General features: G+C 70.4%; 13 protein-coding genes. 6 read left to right on the top strand and 7 right to left on the bottom strand.

The window, feature by feature from the left end:
• The first annotated feature begins 225 nt into the window (after window positions 1–225).
• Window positions 226–1425 carry an ROK family transcriptional regulator gene (locus HF024_RS07280; protein WP_168689129.1) on the top strand — a complete coding sequence of 400 codons (1200 nt, stop codon included), beginning with the start codon at window positions 226–228 and terminating at the stop codon, window positions 1423–1425.
• 135 nt (window positions 1426–1560) lie between these two features.
• Window positions 1561–3060 (top strand): carboxylesterase family protein, encoded by a 1500-nt coding sequence (locus tag HF024_RS07275; RefSeq protein WP_168689128.1) that lies wholly within the window; start codon window positions 1561–1563, stop codon window positions 3058–3060.
• A 30-nt stretch (window positions 3061–3090) separates the two neighbouring features.
• Here the strand turns inward: HF024_RS07275 and HF024_RS07270 are convergent, their stop codons facing one another.
• On the bottom strand, window positions 3091–4482 hold the full coding sequence (locus HF024_RS07270) for an FAD-linked oxidase C-terminal domain-containing protein (protein WP_168689127.1): 1392 nt from the start codon (window positions 4480–4482) through the stop codon (window positions 3091–3093).
• Between the two features lie 76 nt (window positions 4483–4558).
• On the opposite strand from HF024_RS07270, the gene HF024_RS07265 reads away from it, so the two are divergent.
• On the top strand, window positions 4559–6082 hold the full coding sequence (locus HF024_RS07265; RefSeq protein ID WP_210724044.1) for an AlkA N-terminal domain-containing protein: 1524 nt from the start codon (window positions 4559–4561) through the stop codon (window positions 6080–6082).
• Between the two features lie 76 nt (window positions 6083–6158).
• Window positions 6159–6923, top strand: a complete 765-nt coding sequence (locus tag HF024_RS07260) for a glycosyltransferase family 2 protein (protein ID WP_168689125.1) — start codon at window positions 6159–6161, stop codon at window positions 6921–6923.
• Window positions 6924–6948: 25 nt separating this feature from the next.
• Here HF024_RS07260 and HF024_RS07255 read toward each other — a convergent pair whose 3' ends face one another.
• A complete protein-coding gene (locus tag HF024_RS07255; protein ID WP_085369269.1) occupies window positions 6949–7824 on the bottom strand; it encodes a fumarylacetoacetate hydrolase family protein in 876 nt (291 codons plus the stop codon).
• A gap of 85 nt (window positions 7825–7909) precedes the next feature.
• On the opposite strand from HF024_RS07255, the gene HF024_RS07250 reads away from it, so the two are divergent.
• Window positions 7910–8836 (top strand): alpha/beta hydrolase, encoded by a 927-nt coding sequence (locus tag HF024_RS07250; RefSeq protein ID WP_168689124.1) that lies wholly within the window; start codon window positions 7910–7912, stop codon window positions 8834–8836.
• A 33-nt stretch (window positions 8837–8869) separates the two neighbouring features.
• Here the strand turns inward: HF024_RS07250 and HF024_RS07245 are convergent, their stop codons facing one another.
• The 5 genes from HF024_RS07245 to HF024_RS07225 form a co-directional block, all read right to left on the bottom strand.
• A complete protein-coding gene (locus HF024_RS07245) occupies window positions 8870–10396 on the bottom strand; it encodes an aspartate ammonia-lyase (protein WP_085369396.1) in 1527 nt (508 codons plus the stop codon).
• A 132-nt stretch (window positions 10397–10528) separates the two neighbouring features.
• Window positions 10529–11911 carry an aldehyde dehydrogenase family protein gene (locus tag HF024_RS07240; RefSeq protein ID WP_168689123.1) on the bottom strand — a complete coding sequence of 461 codons (1383 nt, stop codon included), beginning with the start codon at window positions 11909–11911 and terminating at the stop codon, window positions 10529–10531.
• A gap of 9 nt (window positions 11912–11920) precedes the next feature.
• On the bottom strand, window positions 11921–12619 hold the full coding sequence (trmB, locus tag HF024_RS07235; protein ID WP_247597346.1) for a tRNA (guanosine(46)-N7)-methyltransferase TrmB: 699 nt from the start codon (window positions 12617–12619) through the stop codon (window positions 11921–11923).
• Window positions 12620–12689: 70 nt separating this feature from the next.
• On the bottom strand, window positions 12690–12968 hold the full coding sequence (locus tag HF024_RS07230; RefSeq protein ID WP_168689121.1) for a hypothetical protein: 279 nt from the start codon (window positions 12966–12968) through the stop codon (window positions 12690–12692).
• Between the two features lie 125 nt (window positions 12969–13093).
• Window positions 13094–14548 carry an NCS2 family permease gene (locus HF024_RS07225; RefSeq protein ID WP_210724043.1) on the bottom strand — a complete coding sequence of 485 codons (1455 nt, stop codon included), beginning with the start codon at window positions 14546–14548 and terminating at the stop codon, window positions 13094–13096.
• A 98-nt stretch (window positions 14549–14646) separates the two neighbouring features.
• Here HF024_RS07225 and HF024_RS07220 point away from each other — a divergent pair, with 98 nt between their 5' ends.
• On the top strand, window positions 14647–15924 hold the full coding sequence (locus tag HF024_RS07220) for a solute carrier family 23 protein (RefSeq protein WP_085369274.1): 1278 nt from the start codon (window positions 14647–14649) through the stop codon (window positions 15922–15924).
• Window positions 15925–15946 lie beyond the last annotated feature (22 nt).

The following is a 15946-nucleotide window of genomic DNA, read 5'->3' as shown; positions in this document are numbered from 1 at the left end:
GCGGGCCCGCGTCAAAGCGCGTTCTCTGAGAGCGCATGTCCGAAATCCGCTCTTGCGCTCGCCCGGGATGCGGAGCACCCTTGACGTAGATCACAAGATCAACTCGTCGCCCGGGAGAGTCGCAGGCATCGCCGCACCACCGGGCGTCGAGTCTTTAACGGGGTGGGATCACCGTCGGCCGGGATGCTCCACCTCCGTTCGTTCGCCGTGTGAGATTCTGGCGCTATGAGTTCTGCAGCCGGACGGGACAGCGCCGACGTCCGCATCCACAACCTGGCGCTTCTGATGCGCCTGCTGGTCGACGGGCCGAGCGCGCGCAGCGAGCTCGCGGCGGCGACAGGACTCTCCCGCGGCACGGTCACGGCCCTGGTCGACGTGTTGAGTTCGGCAGGGCTGGTGCGCGAGTCCGCGGTGGTCGGGTCGGGGAGCGGGCGGCCGAAGACCATGCTCGCCCTGGCGGCGGACGGCATCGCATTCGCGGCCATGCAGCTCGACGCCGATCAGGCCGTCTTCCTCGCCCACGACCTCGCCGGGGAGGAGCTGGTGCGCATCGCCGAGCGCCACGGCAGGCCGATGGGCGACCCTGACGCCGTGCTCGACGTCGCAGCGCACACCCTCGGCGCCGGGCTCGACGCGCTCGCACGCCTCGGCCGCATCCCGGTCGGGTTCACCGTCGTGATGCTCGCGCCGGTGGGCGGCGAGCCGAGGATCGTGCTCGCGGACACCGACCTCGGCTGGGGGCAGGTGGACGTGCTCGGGATGCTCGGCGCCCGGGAGCCGCGCCTCCCGGCGGATACGATCCTCACCTCCGACGAGCCCGCCGCTCTGGCCGAGGCGCAGCGCCTGCCGGGCGAACGGTTCGTGCTGTACCTGAAGAGCAACAGCGGCATCGGCGGCGCATACCTCGCCGACGGCGCCTTCGTCGCGGGCGCGCACGGGCTCGCGGGCGCGATCGGGCACCTGCCCGTCGACCACGACGGACTCCCCTGCGCCTGCGGCCAGCGCGGCTGCTTCGTGACCGTCGCAGGGCCGGATGTCGTGCTCGCCGCGGCGGGACTGGCCGAGCTGCGCGACCGGGACGGCCTCACAGCGGCGCTGGCCGAACTGGTCGAGCGGATGCAGGCGGGAGACGCGGTGGCGACGGCGGCGTTCGACGCGGCAGCGGTGTGGATCGCCAGGACCATCGCACTGCTCCGGATGGCGCTCGATCCGTCCGTGATCGTGCTCGGCGGATACTGGGCGGAGCTCGCGCCGCGGATCGCCGCGGCCGCCGCTTCCCGCCTGCGGATCGGCGCCGCCGAACAGCTCGCGCCCGCTCCCCCGATCGTCGCCGGCCGCCTCGGCGCGGACGCCGCGCTGCTCGGTGCCCTGCACCAGGCACGGGATGCGGCCATCGCCGACCCGCTCGGCCTCGCGTCGCGCTAGCCCTTCTCGGCGCCGTCGTCCGCCCCAGTTAATTCGATGCTTGAACTAACCGACCGTGTCACCGATACTCATTACCAAGCAACACACGGTTTTTGACGTTCGGGAGCGAGCGTCCGTCGAGAGAGGATCATCCAGATGACGACACCGACCGCCGCCCCCGAGGTGGACACGACCGCCGGCCGGGTCCGCGGGATCTGGAGGGAGGGCTCCGCCGCGTTCCTCGGCATCCCGTTCGCCGAGGCGCCGACCGGCGAGCGCCGGTTTGCCGCTCCTGTGCCGCACGCGGCGTGGGAGGGGGTGCTCGACGCCACCGCGTACGGGGCGACCCCGCAGCGTGCCGCGCTGTCCGAGATCACCCTGATCCCCGAGCCGTCGATCCCCGGCGACTCGACCCTCAACGTCAACGTCTTCACGCCCGCGCCGCGCAGCGACTCCGCGCTGCCCGTGCTGGTCTACATCCACGGCGGCGGGTTCGTCGCGGGCTCCCCCGCGAGCCCCTGGTACGACGGCGCCGCCTTCGCCAGGGACGGCGTGGTGACCGTGTCCGTGTCGTACCGGCTCGGCTTCGACGGGTTCGGCTGGATCGAGGACGCTCCACAGAACCGGGGTGTCCTGGACTGGCTGCTGGCGCTCGAGTGGGTGCGGGACAACATCGGAGCGTTCGGCGGCGACCCAGCGAGGGTGACCATCGCCGGGCAGTCGGCGGGAGGCGGAGCGGTGCTGTCGTTGCTGGCCGTGCCGCGGGCCGCCGCGCTGTTCCAGCGCGTGATCAGCATCTCGGGGGCGACCAGCGACCTGCCCGCCGCAGACGCGGAGGTCTTCGGGCGCAGGCTGGCCGAGCTCGCCGGCGTGCCGCCCACCCGAGCGGGACTGTCCGCGCTCGACGAGGCGACCATCCTCGCGCTGCAGGCGCAGGTCGCCTCACCCGCGCCGGCGCCGGGCGACGAGGATGGCGAGGACGACGCGCTGGCCGGTCTCGTCCAGCTCGCCGCCGGCCGCCTGGTCTGGGGTCCCGTCGTCGACGGCGACCTCCTGCCGCAGGCCGTCGCCGACGCCCTCCGCTCCGGCGTCGGTGCGGAGAAGGAGCTGGTGCTCGGGGCGACGGACAACGAGTTCAACATGGCGCTGACCGCCCACCGGGATGCGCTCGCCGCCGTCCCCGCGGCCGCGGTCCTCACCCGGTTCGGGCTGGCGGACGACACCGCGGCCGCGTACGCCGCAGCGCACGATGGGCGCGACACCGCCGACATCCTCGGCCAGTACATCACCGACCGCCTGTTCCGCACCACGGCGCTCACCATCGCCAGGGAGCGCGCCGCCGCCGCACCGACCTGGCTCTACCGCTTCTCCTGGCCGTCCCCGACGATGGGCGGCGCCTGCCACTGCCTCGACGTGCCGTTCTTCTTCGACTGCCTGGACGCGGAGCGGGTGCAGAACATCGCCGGACCGAACCCTCCGCAGGCGCTCGCCGACGACGTGCACGGCGCCGCGGTGTCGTTCATCGTCGGCGGCGACCCCGGCTGGGCGCCGTTCGACGCCGCCACGGAGGCCGGGCGGGTTTTCGACCTGCCGTCCCGCACCGACGAGCACGCGTACGCGGACGTGGAGGTGCTGCTGCCGCAGGCGGTGCGCTGACGCGCGTCCACCGGGGCCGGCAGCAGCGGATCAGCCGAAGACCTTGCCGGGGTTGAGGATGCCGAGCGGGTCGAAGACCGACTTGAGCTTCACCTGCAGGTCGTAGGAGTCAGGGCCGAGCTCATCGGCGAGCCAGCGTCGCTTCAGCACACCGACGCCGTGCTCGCCGGTGAGCGTTCCGCCCAGGTCCATCGCCGTGCGGAACAGCTCGTTCGCCGCATCCCACACCGCCGGAGGCACCTCGGCACCGGAGTAGACGAAGTTGGGGTGCAGGTTGCCGTCGCCCGCGTGCGCGACGGTCGGGATGGGCACCCCGTACTTCTCGGAGATGCGCTCGATCGCGGCGAACATCTCCGGCATCCGGGAGCGAGGGACGGAGACGTCCTCGATCAGCACCTCTCCGGTGGCGGCGAGCGCGGGGTGGAAGGCGCGGCGGATCGCCAGCAGGCGTTCGCCGTCGTCCGCGTCGGCGGAGACGCGCACGGTGCCTCCCTCCGCCCCGATCAGCTCGGCGGCGGAGGCGGCGTCCGCCGCAGCGCTCGGGCCGTCGAACTGAACGAGGAGGTAACTGCCGCCTCCCGTCGTGCCGAACGCCGAGGCGATGGTGTCCGCGCCGAGGTGGGCGGAGATGCGGTCGAGGGACGCGGCGTCGAGCAGTTCCATCACGGCGGGGCGGAGTCTGGATGCTGTCACGCGCGCGGACGCTGCCGCCGCCGACCGCACATCCGGGAACAGCGCTCCGATGGTGGTCGGCTCCCCGGCGGGGATCGGGATGGCGCGCACCGTGGCGCCGACGATCACGCCCAGGGTGCCCTCCGACCCGACGAACAGCGCGGTGATGTCGTAGCCGGTCACGCCCTTCACCGTGCGGTGACCGGTGGAGACGAGGCGTCCGTCCGCGAGCACGACGTCGAGGGCGAGGACGGCCTCGCGGGTGACGCCGTACTTGGCGCAGAGCAGGCCGCCCGCGTTGGTGGCGATGTTGCCGCCGACCGTGGAGATGGCCTTGCTCGCCGGGTCGGGAGCGAAGAACAGGCCGTACGGCTCGAGGGCGTCGTTGAGGTCGGCGTTGATGACGCCCGGCTCGATGACGGCGAGCTCGTCGTCGGCGGAGATCTCCAGGATGCGGTTCATGCCGGCCACGCTGAGCACGATCGCGCCGTCCGTGCCGTTCGCGCCGCCTGCCAGGCCCGTGCCCGCTCCGCGGGGGACGACGGGGACGCGGAACTCGCTGGCTGCGCGCATGGTCGCCTGCACGTGCTCGACGGCCGTGGCATTGACGACGGCGAGCGGGCTTCCGTCCGCGATCCAGCCGGAGCGATCCGTGCGGGCGGCGTCGAGCGCCTCCCGATCGGTGCTGAGCACGCCGGCCGCGATGGCGTCGTCACCGAGTGCTGCGGACAACCACTCCAGAACATCCATGCGATTCAGCATATTCAACGCGGGTAATGTCCGTTTTCCGCTACCGAACGTCGGTGGCGAGTGCGAGGCTGGGGGCATGAACCGCGAAACAGACAAGCTCGCCGACCCGGTCTTCGCCGAGCGCTACCGCGCGATGAGCGCCAGGGACACACGGTTCGACGGGCAGTTCATCACCGGCGTGCACTCCACCGGCATCTACTGCCGCCCGAGCTGCCCGGCGGTCTCGCCGAAGCCGGGCAACGTCACCTTCTACCTCACGGCGGCCGCGGCGCACGAGGCAGGGCTCCGCGCCTGCAAGCGCTGCCTTCCGGATGCGGTGCCCGGCTCCCCGGAGTGGAATACCCGCGACGACCTCGCCGCCCGGGCCATGCGTCTCATCGCCGACGGGACGGTCGAGCGCGAGGGCGTGCCGGGACTCGCCCGACGCCTCGGATACACGCCACGTCACCTCGGGCGGGTGCTCGCCTCCGAGCTCGGCGCTGGACCCCTCGCACTCGCTCGGGCGCATAGGGCGCAGACCGCCCGGCTCCTCCTCGCGGGCACCAACCTGTCGATCACCGACGTGGCGTTCGCGGCGGGATTCACCAGCGTGCGCCAGTTCAACGAGACGATGGCCGACATCTACCGCACGACGCCCGGCGCGATCCGGGCGTCCGCGAAGGGGCGGGCGGGCGCACGGGCAGCATCCACGGACGTGAAGGATGGCGGAGAGCCCACCGCATCCGGGGCCGCCACCCTGAGCCTCCGGCTCCCCGCCCGCGCGCCGTTCGACGGCGCAGCCCTGCTCGGCTTCCTGGGGGCCAGGTCGATCGCGGGCGTCGAGAGCGGAGACGCGGATTCGTACAGCCGCGCGCTCGCCCTCCCCCACGGCCCTGCCGTCGTCCGGCTCACTCTCGGCGGCACGCCGACGGCACCGCACGTGGAGTGCGACGCGACCCTCGCCGATGTGGCCGACCTCGCGCCGCTCGTCGCCCGCGTGCGCCGCCTGCTCGACCTGGATGCCGACGCTGCGGCCATCGACGCCGCTCTCTCCGCAGACCCCGCCCTCGCGGCCAGCGTCTCCGCCGCGCCGGGACGCCGGGTGCCTGGCGCCGTCGACGCGGAGGAGATCGTCTTCCGCGCTCTCATCGGCCAGCAGATCTCCGTCCCTGCCGCGCGCACGGCGCTCACCCGGCTCACCGACGCGCTCGGCCGCCCGCTCGACCTCGGCGGGTTCACGCGCCTCTTCCCCACCGCCGCCGACATCGCCGAGCACGGCAGGCAGGTGCTGCGCGGTCCGGCGAGACGCATCGACACCATCGTGAACACAGCCGCGGCCATCGCCTCCGGCGAGCTCGTGATCGACGTCGGCGAGTCGCGCGAGGAGCTGGAGGAACGGCTCACCGCCCTCCCCGGCATCGGCCCGTGGACCGCCGGCTACATCGCGATGCGCGTGCTCGGCAGCCCGGACATCCTGCTCACCAGCGACCTCGCCATCCGTCAGGGGGCAGCCAAGCTCGGCCTGCCGGACGACGCGAAAGCGCTCGCTGCGTACGGCGCTCGCTGGGCGCCGTGGCGCAGCTACGCCGGAATGCATCTGTGGAGGTCCGCGCAGGCGTAGGCTCTCTGAGGACTTACATGCATTCGACGTGCATGCATTCGACTGACATGCGCTGAGGGAGGAGGGGATCTCGCAGGTGCCAACCATCGCCGTCGTGATCCCTGCCCTGAACGACTCCGAGATGCTCGCGCGCTGCCTGGACGACCTCGCGGCCCAGCTGCGGCCCGCCGACGAGATCATCGTGGTCGACAACGGCAGCACGGACGATACCGCCGCCGTGGCCCGCTCGAAGGGCGCCACCGTGATCGAGCAGTCGCAGCGCGGGATCTGGCCTGCCGCATCCACCGGCTACGACGCGGCGTCGACAGACATCATCGCCCGGCTGGACGCCGACTCCCGTCCCCCGGTCGACTGGCTGCTGCACATCGAGGCCGAGTTCGTCGACGACCCGGACATCGGCGTGCTCACCGGCCCAGGCATCTTCTACGACGGCAACACGCTCATCGCCGGCCTCGGGCAGACGCTCTACATCGGCGGCTACTTCTGGTCGATGGAGATCTGGCTCGGCCACCCGCCGATCTTCGGCTCCAACTTCGCCATGCGGCGCACCGTCTGGGAGGGCGTGCGCGGTCGCGTGCACCGCGGGATGCGCGAGATCCACGACGACCTCGACCTCGCCATCCACCTCGACCCCAGCCAGGTGGTGCGGTACGACGAACGCCTCACCGTCGGCATCTCCGCCCGCCCGTTCAGCACCTGGCGCGGCTTCGGCCGACGGCTCGGCTGGGCGTACACCACGCTCAGGATGCACCTGCCGGAGGAGTCGCCGTGGCGTCGCCGCGCAGCGCGCCGCCGCTGGGAGGCCGAGCACGCGGACGACGCGCCGGGCGCGATCGCCTGAGTCTGCGCCTGCGACTGCGCCCGCGTCAGGTGACGCGGCAGTACGTGGTGAGGTAGCCGATGCCGCCGATCGAGACGGTCACGGTCGAGTGGTCCTTGAGGAACACCGGCGGGGTGCGCGAGTATCCCGCTCCGCCCGGGCTGCCGGTGGAGATGAGCGTGCCGGGCTGGATCGTCGCCGACTTCGACAGGTAGGACACGATCTCGGCGACCGAGCGCACCATGTCGGCGGTCGACGCGTCCTGCAGGATCGTGCCGTCGACGTTCGTGGTCAGCCAGAGGTCCTGCGGGTCGCGGATCTCGTCGGCCGTCACCACGACGGGACCGTTCGGGGTGAACCCGTCGAACGACTTGCAGCGCGACCACTGCGCCTCGGAGAACTGCAGGTCTCTGGCCGTGATGTCGTTGACGACGGTGTATCCCCAGACGTAGTCGAGCGCATCCTGCACCGACACATCCCGGGCCGGCTTGCCGATGATGACGCCGAGCTCCGCCTCGTAGTCGACCTGCGTCGTCAGGTCCCCCGGCCAGGTCGTCGTGCCGCCGTGACCGGCGAGCGAGTTCGGCCAGAGCGAGAAGATGGTGGCCGCCTTCTCCGAGCGCAGCGCGAGCTCGGCGGCGTGAGCGGCGTAGTTCGCGCCGATCGCGATGACCGCCGGCGGCCGCAGCACAGCCGAGGCGTGCCGCAGCTCCCTGACCGGCGTGAGGCTGGTGTGCTGTGCGAGTGCGTTGTCGACGACCGCCTTGACGTGTGCGAGGACACCGTCGCCCTGCTCGATCAGGTCTTGCAGATCGCGCGGGGCCGGGTCCATCACCTCCTCGAGGAAGAGGGCGCCGTCGCCGATGACGGCCGCAAGACGCGGCGTTGGATCTGTGGTGGAGCTGAGGTGCGAGAATCTCACCTGCCCAGGCTATCGGGCGCGGTGGTGGGTCACGAAAACGCGCTGGATGCCGTGAAAGGTCCGGCCTGTCGGCTAGCGTGGAAGGGTGTCCATCGAACAGAGGCGGCCCGGAGTCGCCGGAGGCGACGACGACGCTGCGCGTCTGGATGCGGGTCTTCCCGACATCGACTGGTCCGTCGCGCCGGTCGGAGCCGTCTTCAGCAGGTTCGCCGCGCCGAGCGGCGAGCTCGCCGTGGTGTCGCTCGGCGACCCGTCCGACCCGCGCGTGGTGCTCATCCCGGGCGTGACGGGTTCGAAGGAGGACTTCTACCTGCTGGCGCCGATCCTGGTGGCCGCCGGGTATCACGTGCAGAGCTTCGACCTGGCCGGCCAGTACGAGTCCGCGGACGCCGGCCCCGTTCCCGGCGGCCACTACACGTACGAGCTGCTGGTCACCGACATCGTCGCGTTCCTGCAGTCCGGGCCACCCGCCCACGTGCTCGGATACTCGTTCGCCGGCGTGCTCGCGCAGCTGGCGCTGATCGAGCATCCCGGGCTGTTCCGCAGCCTCACCCTGCTGACCACGCCGCCGGAGCCCGGCCAGGCGTTCCGCGGCGTGCGGGTGATCGGCTGGCTGAGCTGGTTCCTCGGCGGCCGCCAGGGTGCAGGACTGATGATCTGGGGCATCGTCACGAACAAGAACAAGGTGCCGCCGTCGCGGCTCGCGTTCGTGCGCTCGCGCTTCGCCCTCACCCGCCGGTCGAGCGTCGACGACATCGTCGGGCTGATGAAACGGGTTCCGGATGTGCGCGGCAGGGTCGCAGCGATGCGCATCCCGATACTGGTCGCCACCGGCAACCACGACCTGTGGCCGACGCACCTGCACGCGGCCAACGCGCAGGCCCTCGGGGCGACGCTCGCCGTCTACAGCACCGGGCACAGCCCGTGCGAGACCGCTCCGCATCAGCTCGCTCGCGACATGGTCGCGCTGTTCCGCCGCGCAGAGCGCGCGGAGGCGGCGCGCCAGGACTGACGCGCCGCGCTCCGTTCCAGCGCGCGTCCTGCGTTAGGCCGTGGGGTCGGTGCCGGCGTCGATGATCGGGATGGCCGTGGTGATCGCCTCGAGGCCGCTCAGGCGAGCAGGCGACAGCAGCCTGGTCACGTCCTCACGGCTCATCAGCTTGGCCTCCACGACGAGGTCGGCCACGTTGCCTCCGGTGAGCAGCGCCGTCTTGGCGAGCGCGGCTGCGGCCGCGTATCCGATGTGCGGCATGAGCGCCGTGATCACGCCGACGGACGAACCGACCATCGCTCCGAGACGCTCCTCGTTCGCGGTGATGCCGTCCACGCAGTTCACGCGCAGCGTGTGGAAGGCCTGCGTCATCCAGGTGATCGACTGCAGCAGCGAGTGCGCGATGACGGGCTCGAACGCGTTCAGCTGGAGCTGACCGCCCTCGGCGGCCATCGTCACCGTCACGTCGGCGCCTGCCACCGAGAACGCCACCTGGTTGACGACCTCCGGGATGACCGGGTTGACCTTGCCGGGCATGATGCTCGACCCGGCCTGGCGCGGCGGGAGGTTGATCTCGCCGAGGCCGGCCTGCGGGCCGCTCGACAGCAGGCGCAGGTCGTTGCAGATCTTCGAGAGCTTGATGGCACTGCGCTTCAGCGAACCGGAGAACGACATGAACGCGCCTGCGTCGCTCGTCGACTCGATGAGGTCGGGCGCCGTCTCCAGGTTGAGGCCGGTGATCACGTTGAGGTGGCGAACGGCGGCTGCCGCGTATCCGGGGTCGGCGGTGATCCCGGTGCCGATGGCCGTCGCGCCGAGGTTGATCTCCGCGAGGAGCCACTTCGTCTCCGTGAGACGGGCGTGGTCCTCCGTGAGCGTGGTCGCGAAGCCGTGGAACTCCTGCCCGAGCGTCATCGGGACCGCATCCTGCAGCTGGGTGCGGCCGACCTTGAGCACGTGCCGGAACTCCTCGCCCTTCCGCGCGAACGAGTCGCGCAGCTGGGCGAGCTGGTCGAGCAGGTGACCGAGAGCGAAGGTGAGGGCGATCTTGATGGCCGTCGGGTATGTGTCGTTGGTGCTCTGGCTGCGGTTGACGTCGTCGATCGGGCTGATGTACTGGTACTCGCCCTTGGCGTGGCCGTCGAGTTCGAGCGCGACGTTCGCGATGACCTCGTTGGCGTTCATATTCGTGGACGTGCCCGCGCCGCCCTGCATGACGCCGACCACGAACTGGTCGTGGAACTTGCCGTCGATGATGAGCTGGCAGGCCTGGTCGATCAGGGCGGCCTTGTGCTTGTCCAGCACGCCGATCTCCAGGTTCGCGCGCGCCGCCGCCTGCTTCACACTGGCGAGCGCCACGATCAGATCGGGGTAGACCGAGATGGGACGCTTGGCGATCTGGAAGTTCTCCAGCGCGCGGGACGTGTGCACGCCCCAGTACGCGTCCGCCGGGATCTCCCGGCTGCCGAGCGAGTCGGATTCGGTGCGGACGGGGCCGCCTTCCGCGGTCGGGGTGGGAACGTCCGAGACGTTCTGCGACGCGTCGATCACGGGAATCGGGTGGGTCTTCGGCTCGTCCATCATTGCTGTCGGGGTATTCACGCTTGGCTCCGTTGCCTATCGTTTTGGGTTGGCATTCTGATGTCGGTCGTTCGTGGCCACCGACGATACGAGCCTACCCCGTGCATCCCGCGCGGTCGGGGGCTAAGCGGTTCAGCCGAGCTTGCGGAGCAGCCCGCGGGCGAACCGGTCCTTCGCTTCGGTGAACGGCGGGTAGATCAGCCGCAGTGTGTCCGGTTTCAGCGATTTCGTCAGCACCGCCTTCTCGTGGCTGAACGTGCGCAGCGAGTGCTCGCCGTGATACGCGCCCATGCCACTGGCGCCGACCCCGCCGAACGGCAGCCCCGCGACGGCCAGGTGTGCAGCGGGGACGCCGAAACCGACGGCGCCGGAACTCGTCTCCGTCAGGAAGCGCCTGCGCACCCGCTTGTCCTCGCTGAACACGTAGAGCGCGAGCGGCTTGTCGCCCGAGACGATGTACCGGATGGCGTCGTCGAGCCCGTCGACCGTGACGATCGGCAGGATCGGGCCGAAGATCTCCTCCCGCATCACCGGGGCGTCGCGTGGCACGTCGATGAGCACGGTCGGCGCCAGGTAGCGGGATGCGGCGTCGTGGGTTCCCCCGGTGACGGTCGCGCCCGCATCCAGGAGCGTCGTCAGCCGCTGGAACTGGCGGTCGTCGACGATCCGGCCGTAGTCGGGGCTGGTCGACGGGTCTGCGCCGTAGAGGTCGCTCACGGCGGCGGCCAGCGCGGTCGCGAGGCGGGCGGCGACGCTCGGGGTCGCCAGCACGTAGTCGGGGGCGACGCAGGTCTGGCCCGCGTTCATGAACTTGCCCCAGGCGATGCGCTGGGCCGCAGCATCCAGGTCGGTGGTGTCGTCGACGTAGACCGGCGACTTGCCGCCGAGCTCCAGCGTGACGGGCGTGAGGTGCTCGACGGCGGCCGCGGCGACGATGCGCCCGACCCTGCCGTTGCCGGTGAAGAAGATGTGGTCCCAGCACTGGGCGAGCAGCCCGGTGGTCTCCTCGACGCCGCCCTCGACCACGGCGACGGCCCGGGTGTCGAGGTACTCCGGGATCAGTCTCGCCATCGCGGAGGAGGTCGCAGGGGCCAGCTCGCTCGGCTTCAGCAACACGGCGTTGCCCGCCGCGAGAGCGCCGACGACGGGAGCGAGAAGCAGTTGCACGGGATAGTTCCACGGGGCGATCACCAGCACCACACCGACCGGCTCACGGACGATGGATGCGCCGGCCGGCAGCAGAGCGCCGGGAACACCGACCCGCTTCGGCCGCAGCCAGCGACGCAGATGCCTGGTCATGTGGTCGATCTCGCCCACCACGAACCCCAGCTCGGCGATCTGCGACTCCGTCGGGTTCTTGCCGAGGTCGGACAGCAGGGCGTCCTCGAACTCGACCGAACGCTCGGTGAGCATCCTGCGCAGCGCACGCAACTGGGCGAGCCGCCACGAGAGGGGCTTCGTGATGCCGCGATCGAAGAAGGCGCGGAGGTCGTCGGCGGTCTGCGCAGGTGTCATGCGGCCATCCTACGGATGCGCGGCCGGACGGTACTCCAGATCGAAGATGGCGTGCCCGAGCCGTTCGCCCCTCTGCTCGAATTTGGTGACGGGGCGGTCCTCCGGACGCGGGATGAACAGGCTCTCCCCCGCGGTGTTCACCAGGCCGGGCTCCGCATCCAGCACGGCGATCATGTGCTCTGCATACGGCTCCCAGTCGGTGGCGAGCCGGAGCACGCCGGTGGGGGCGAGCGCGCGGACGATGAGCTTCGCCACATCCGGCTGCACGATGCGCCGGCGGTGGTGGCGGACCTTCGGCCACGGGTCGGGGAAGTAGATCATCACGTCGGCGATGCTGTGCTCGGCCAGGCCGTGCTCGAACACCTCGACGGCGTCGTGCCGCACCACCCGGATGTTCTCGATGCCGCGCACGCGCATCTCGCCGAGCACGCGCCCGACGCCCGCTCCGTGCACCTCGACGCCGAGGAAGTCGGTGTCCGGATGCCGCTCGGCGAGCGTCAGCAGGTTCTCGCCGTTGCCGAAGCCGATCTCGACCGCGCGCGGCGCCCGGCGGCCGAACGCCGCATCCAGGTCGAGGAGCTGCCCGTCGAACTCGACGCCGTACACCGGCCAGAGCTCGTCGATGGCGCGGGTCTGCGCCTCGGTCTTCCGCCCTCGCGTCACGAAACTGCGGGTGCGGGTGCTCTGCTGCTGCTTCTCGTCGTCCACGTCCTCCATTGTCCCAGGCCCGGGGACCGCGAAAGTCCGGGGGCCGGAGCCGCGGGGGTCGGAGCGTGCTTTAGAGCCAGGCGAGCGGCAGGAACGCGAGGCCGACGCCGACGCCGATCACCGCGAGCAGCGCCACGAACACGGCGCCGGCGAGCATGATCGAGTTGAGGACGATGCCCCAGACGGCGAACGCCTTCGCCTGCGGTTCGCGGCCGAGCGCCAGGATGCCGACCACGAGGCCGGCGATGGGGGCGACGAACGTCCAGCTGAAGACGATCGACGCGAGCCCGAGCACGAAGCTCGTGATGCTGAGCGTCCTGGCGGGAGCCTGATATGCGACGTTGGTCATGGGTGCTGGTTCTCCTCGATCGATGGTGTGCATCCAGTCAATCGGCAGGCGCGCATCCACACCATCCGGTTATCCCCCGATTCCGCTCAGGGGTCACCCTGAGTGGAATCGGGGGCTGATCTTCGCTAGTGCGGGAGCACGGCCTCGATCGGACCCCTGGCGAAGTAGACCAGGAAGCCGGCAGCGACGATCCAGAGCAGCGGGCTGATCTCGCGCGCCTTCCCGGAGAGCGACCGGACGAGCACCCAGCTGATGAAGCCGACGCCGATGCCGTTGGCGATCGAGTACGTCAGCGGCATGACGATGATCGTGAGGAAGACCGGGAGGACGCTCGAGAACTCCGAGAAGTCGATGTGCCTGATCTGCACGACCATCAGCGCACCGACGATCACAAGGGCGGCTGCTGCGACCTCCAGCGGGACCACCTGGGTCAGCGGGGTGAAGAACATCGCGAGCAGGAACAGCGCGCCGGTGATGACGCTGGCGAAGCCGGTCTTCGCACCCTCGCCGATGCCGGATGCCGACTCCACGAACACGGTGTTCGACGATGCGGAGGTGCCACCGCCGACGATGGCACCGACGCCCTCCACAATGAGCGCGGGCTGCAGGCGCGGGAAGGTGCCGTCCTCCTTGGCGAGACCGGCGCTGCGGGCGAGGCCGGTCATCGACCCCATCGCGTCGAAGAAGTTGGTGAAGACGAGGGTGAAGATGAGCATGATCGCGGCGAGGGCGCCGATACGGCCGAACGAGCCGACGACGTCGAACTGACCGACGAGGCTGAGGTCGGGAAGTGCGACGAGCGAGGTCGGCAACTGCGGGACGGTGAGGTTCCAGCCTGCCGGGTTCTTGCCGAGCGACGGCCCGACGTGGAAGATCGCCTCGGCGACGATCGCGACGACGGTGGCCGCGACGATCCCGATCAGCAGCGCACCCTTGACCTTGCGGGCCATCAGCACGGCCATGATCACCAGCGCGACGAGGAACACGACGGTCGGCACGGTGGCGATCGACCCGGCCTCACCCAGCTGCACGGGAGGCGACGACATGTTGGTGCTGCGCACGAAACCGCTGTCCACGAAGCCGATGAACGCGATGAACAGGCCGATGCCGACCGTGATCGCCGTCTTCAGCTGCGGAGGGACGGCGTTGAAGATCAGGCGGCGCAGACCGGTGGCCGCGAGGATCACGATGATGACGCCGTTGATGACGACGAGCCCCATCGCCTCCTGCCAGGTGAGGATCTTCACGACGTTGACCGCGAGGAACGAGTTGATCCCGAGCCCGGCGGCGAACGCGAACGGCAGCCGGGCGACCAGCCCGAACAGCACGGTCATCACACCGGCGCTCAGCGCGGTGACCGCCGCGAGCTGCGTCCCCTGCAGCGAGTGGCCTGTCACATCCTCCGTCCCGCCGAGGATCAGCGGGTTGAGGATGACGATGTACGCCATCGTCACGAAGGTCAGGACGCCGCCGCGCAGCTCAGTGGCCCAGTTGGACCCGCGGGCGCTGATCTCGAAGAACCGGTCGAGCCTGCCGCGGAACGTCGGCGCGGTTTCGGTGTTCGTAGGCGATGCGGACAAGGTCGTCTCCCGTAGTATCTCCGAGGGCTTTCATGCGCGAACGCGCGCCAATAAGCCTAGACGCCCGCAACGCCCCGATACGACGCGAAGGATGCGCCATGCCCCTGCCCTGGAAGCTACACGGTGACGGAAAGGACGTCGCGGCCTCGGCCGTCGTCCTCCCGGGAGAGCGGCTCACCTGGCCGCGCACGATCGGTCTGGGCGCCCAGCACGTCGTCGCGATGTTCGGTGCGACGTTCCTCGTGCCCGTGCTCACGCACTTCCCGCCGAGCACCACGCTGCTCTTCTCCGGCATCGGCACCATCCTGTTCCTGCTGATCACCGGCAACCGGCTGCCCAGCTACCTGGGCTCGTCGTTCGCCTTCATCGCGCCGATCACGGCGGCGACGGCCAGCAACGGGATGGGCGGGGCCCTGTTCGGCATCGTCGCCGTCGGCATCCTGCTGGCCATCGTGGGCGGGATCGTGATCCTGACCGGCACCGGCTGGATCGACGCCCTGATGCCCCCGGTGGTGGCCGGTGCGATCGTGGCGCTGATCGGATTCAACCTGGCGCCCGCCGCCCGGGACAACTTCGTGAAGGCGCCGTGGACGGCCATCGTCACGCTGCTCGCCGTTCTGCTCTGCACCGTGCTGTTCAAGGGGCTGCTCGGCCGCTTGTCGATCTTCATCGGCGTGGTGGTCGGCTACATCTTCGCCGTGATCGTCGGCGAGGTCGACTTCACCGCCGTCGCGAAGGCGGACTGGCTGGGCTTCCCGACGTTCGCGTTCCCGGCGAACCCGTTCGAGAACCCCGGTGCGACGTTCGGCATCCTCCCCGCGTTCCTGCCGGTCGTGCTGGTGCTCGTGGCCGAGAACGTCGGACACATCCGCGGCGTCGCCCAGCTGACGGACCCGTCCGTGAACAAGCTCACCGGCCGCGCCCTGTTCGCCGACGGCCTGGCGACCACCATCGCCGGGTTCTTCGGCGGCTCGGGAACGACCACGTACGGCGAGAACATCGGCGTGATGGCCGCGACCCGCGTCTACTCGACCGCCGCATACTGGGTGGCGGGCTTCGTGGCCGTGCTGCTCGGCCTCTCCCCCAAGATCGGCGCGGTCATCAACACGATCCCGGCCGGCGTGCTCGGCGGCGTGACCACCGCCCTGTACGGCCTCATCGGCATCATCGGTGTGAAGATCTGGCTCGACAACAAGGTCGACTTCTCGAAGCCGGTCAACCAGTTCACCGCCGCCACGGCCCTCATCGTCGGCATCGCGGACTTCACGCTCAACCTCGGCCAGCTCACCTTCAACGGCATCGCGCTCGGCACCATCGCGGCGATCGTGGTCTACCACCTGATGCGCACGGTCGCCCGCCTGCGCGGCACCGACTGACGCGGTTCCTGAGCCAGCTCTG

The sequence above is a fragment of the Leifsonia sp. PS1209 genome, assembly GCF_012317045.1.
In the GTDB taxonomy this organism is placed as follows: domain Bacteria; phylum Actinomycetota; class Actinomycetes; order Actinomycetales; family Microbacteriaceae; genus Leifsonia.
Note: the sequence above shows the minus strand (reverse complement) of the source record. Positions and strands in the feature narration are given on the sequence as shown.

Bases quoted from the DNA above. Each gene is read 5' to 3' on its own strand.
- HF024_RS07265 (WP_210724044.1), top strand. From the start codon at position 4,559: ATGAACCGCGAAACAGACAAGCTCGCCGACCCGGTCTTCGCCGAGCGC.
- HF024_RS07240 (WP_168689123.1), bottom strand. From the start codon at position 11,911: ATGACACCTGCGCAGACCGCCGACGACCTCCGCGCCTTCTTCGATCGC.
- HF024_RS07275 (WP_168689128.1), top strand. From the start codon at position 1,561: ATGACGACACCGACCGCCGCCCCCGAGGTGGACACGACCGCCGGCCGG.
- HF024_RS07270 (WP_168689127.1), bottom strand. From the start codon at position 4,482: ATGGATGTTCTGGAGTGGTTGTCCGCAGCACTCGGTGACGACGCCATC.
- HF024_RS07245 (WP_085369396.1), bottom strand. From the start codon at position 10,396: ATGGACGAGCCGAAGACCCACCCGATTCCCGTGATCGACGCGTCGCAG.
- HF024_RS07230 (WP_168689121.1), bottom strand. From the start codon at position 12,968: ATGACCAACGTCGCATATCAGGCTCCCGCCAGGACGCTCAGCATCACG.
- HF024_RS07220 (WP_085369274.1), top strand. From the start codon at position 14,647: ATGCCCCTGCCCTGGAAGCTACACGGTGACGGAAAGGACGTCGCGGCC.
- HF024_RS07280 (WP_168689129.1), top strand. From the start codon at position 226: ATGAGTTCTGCAGCCGGACGGGACAGCGCCGACGTCCGCATCCACAAC.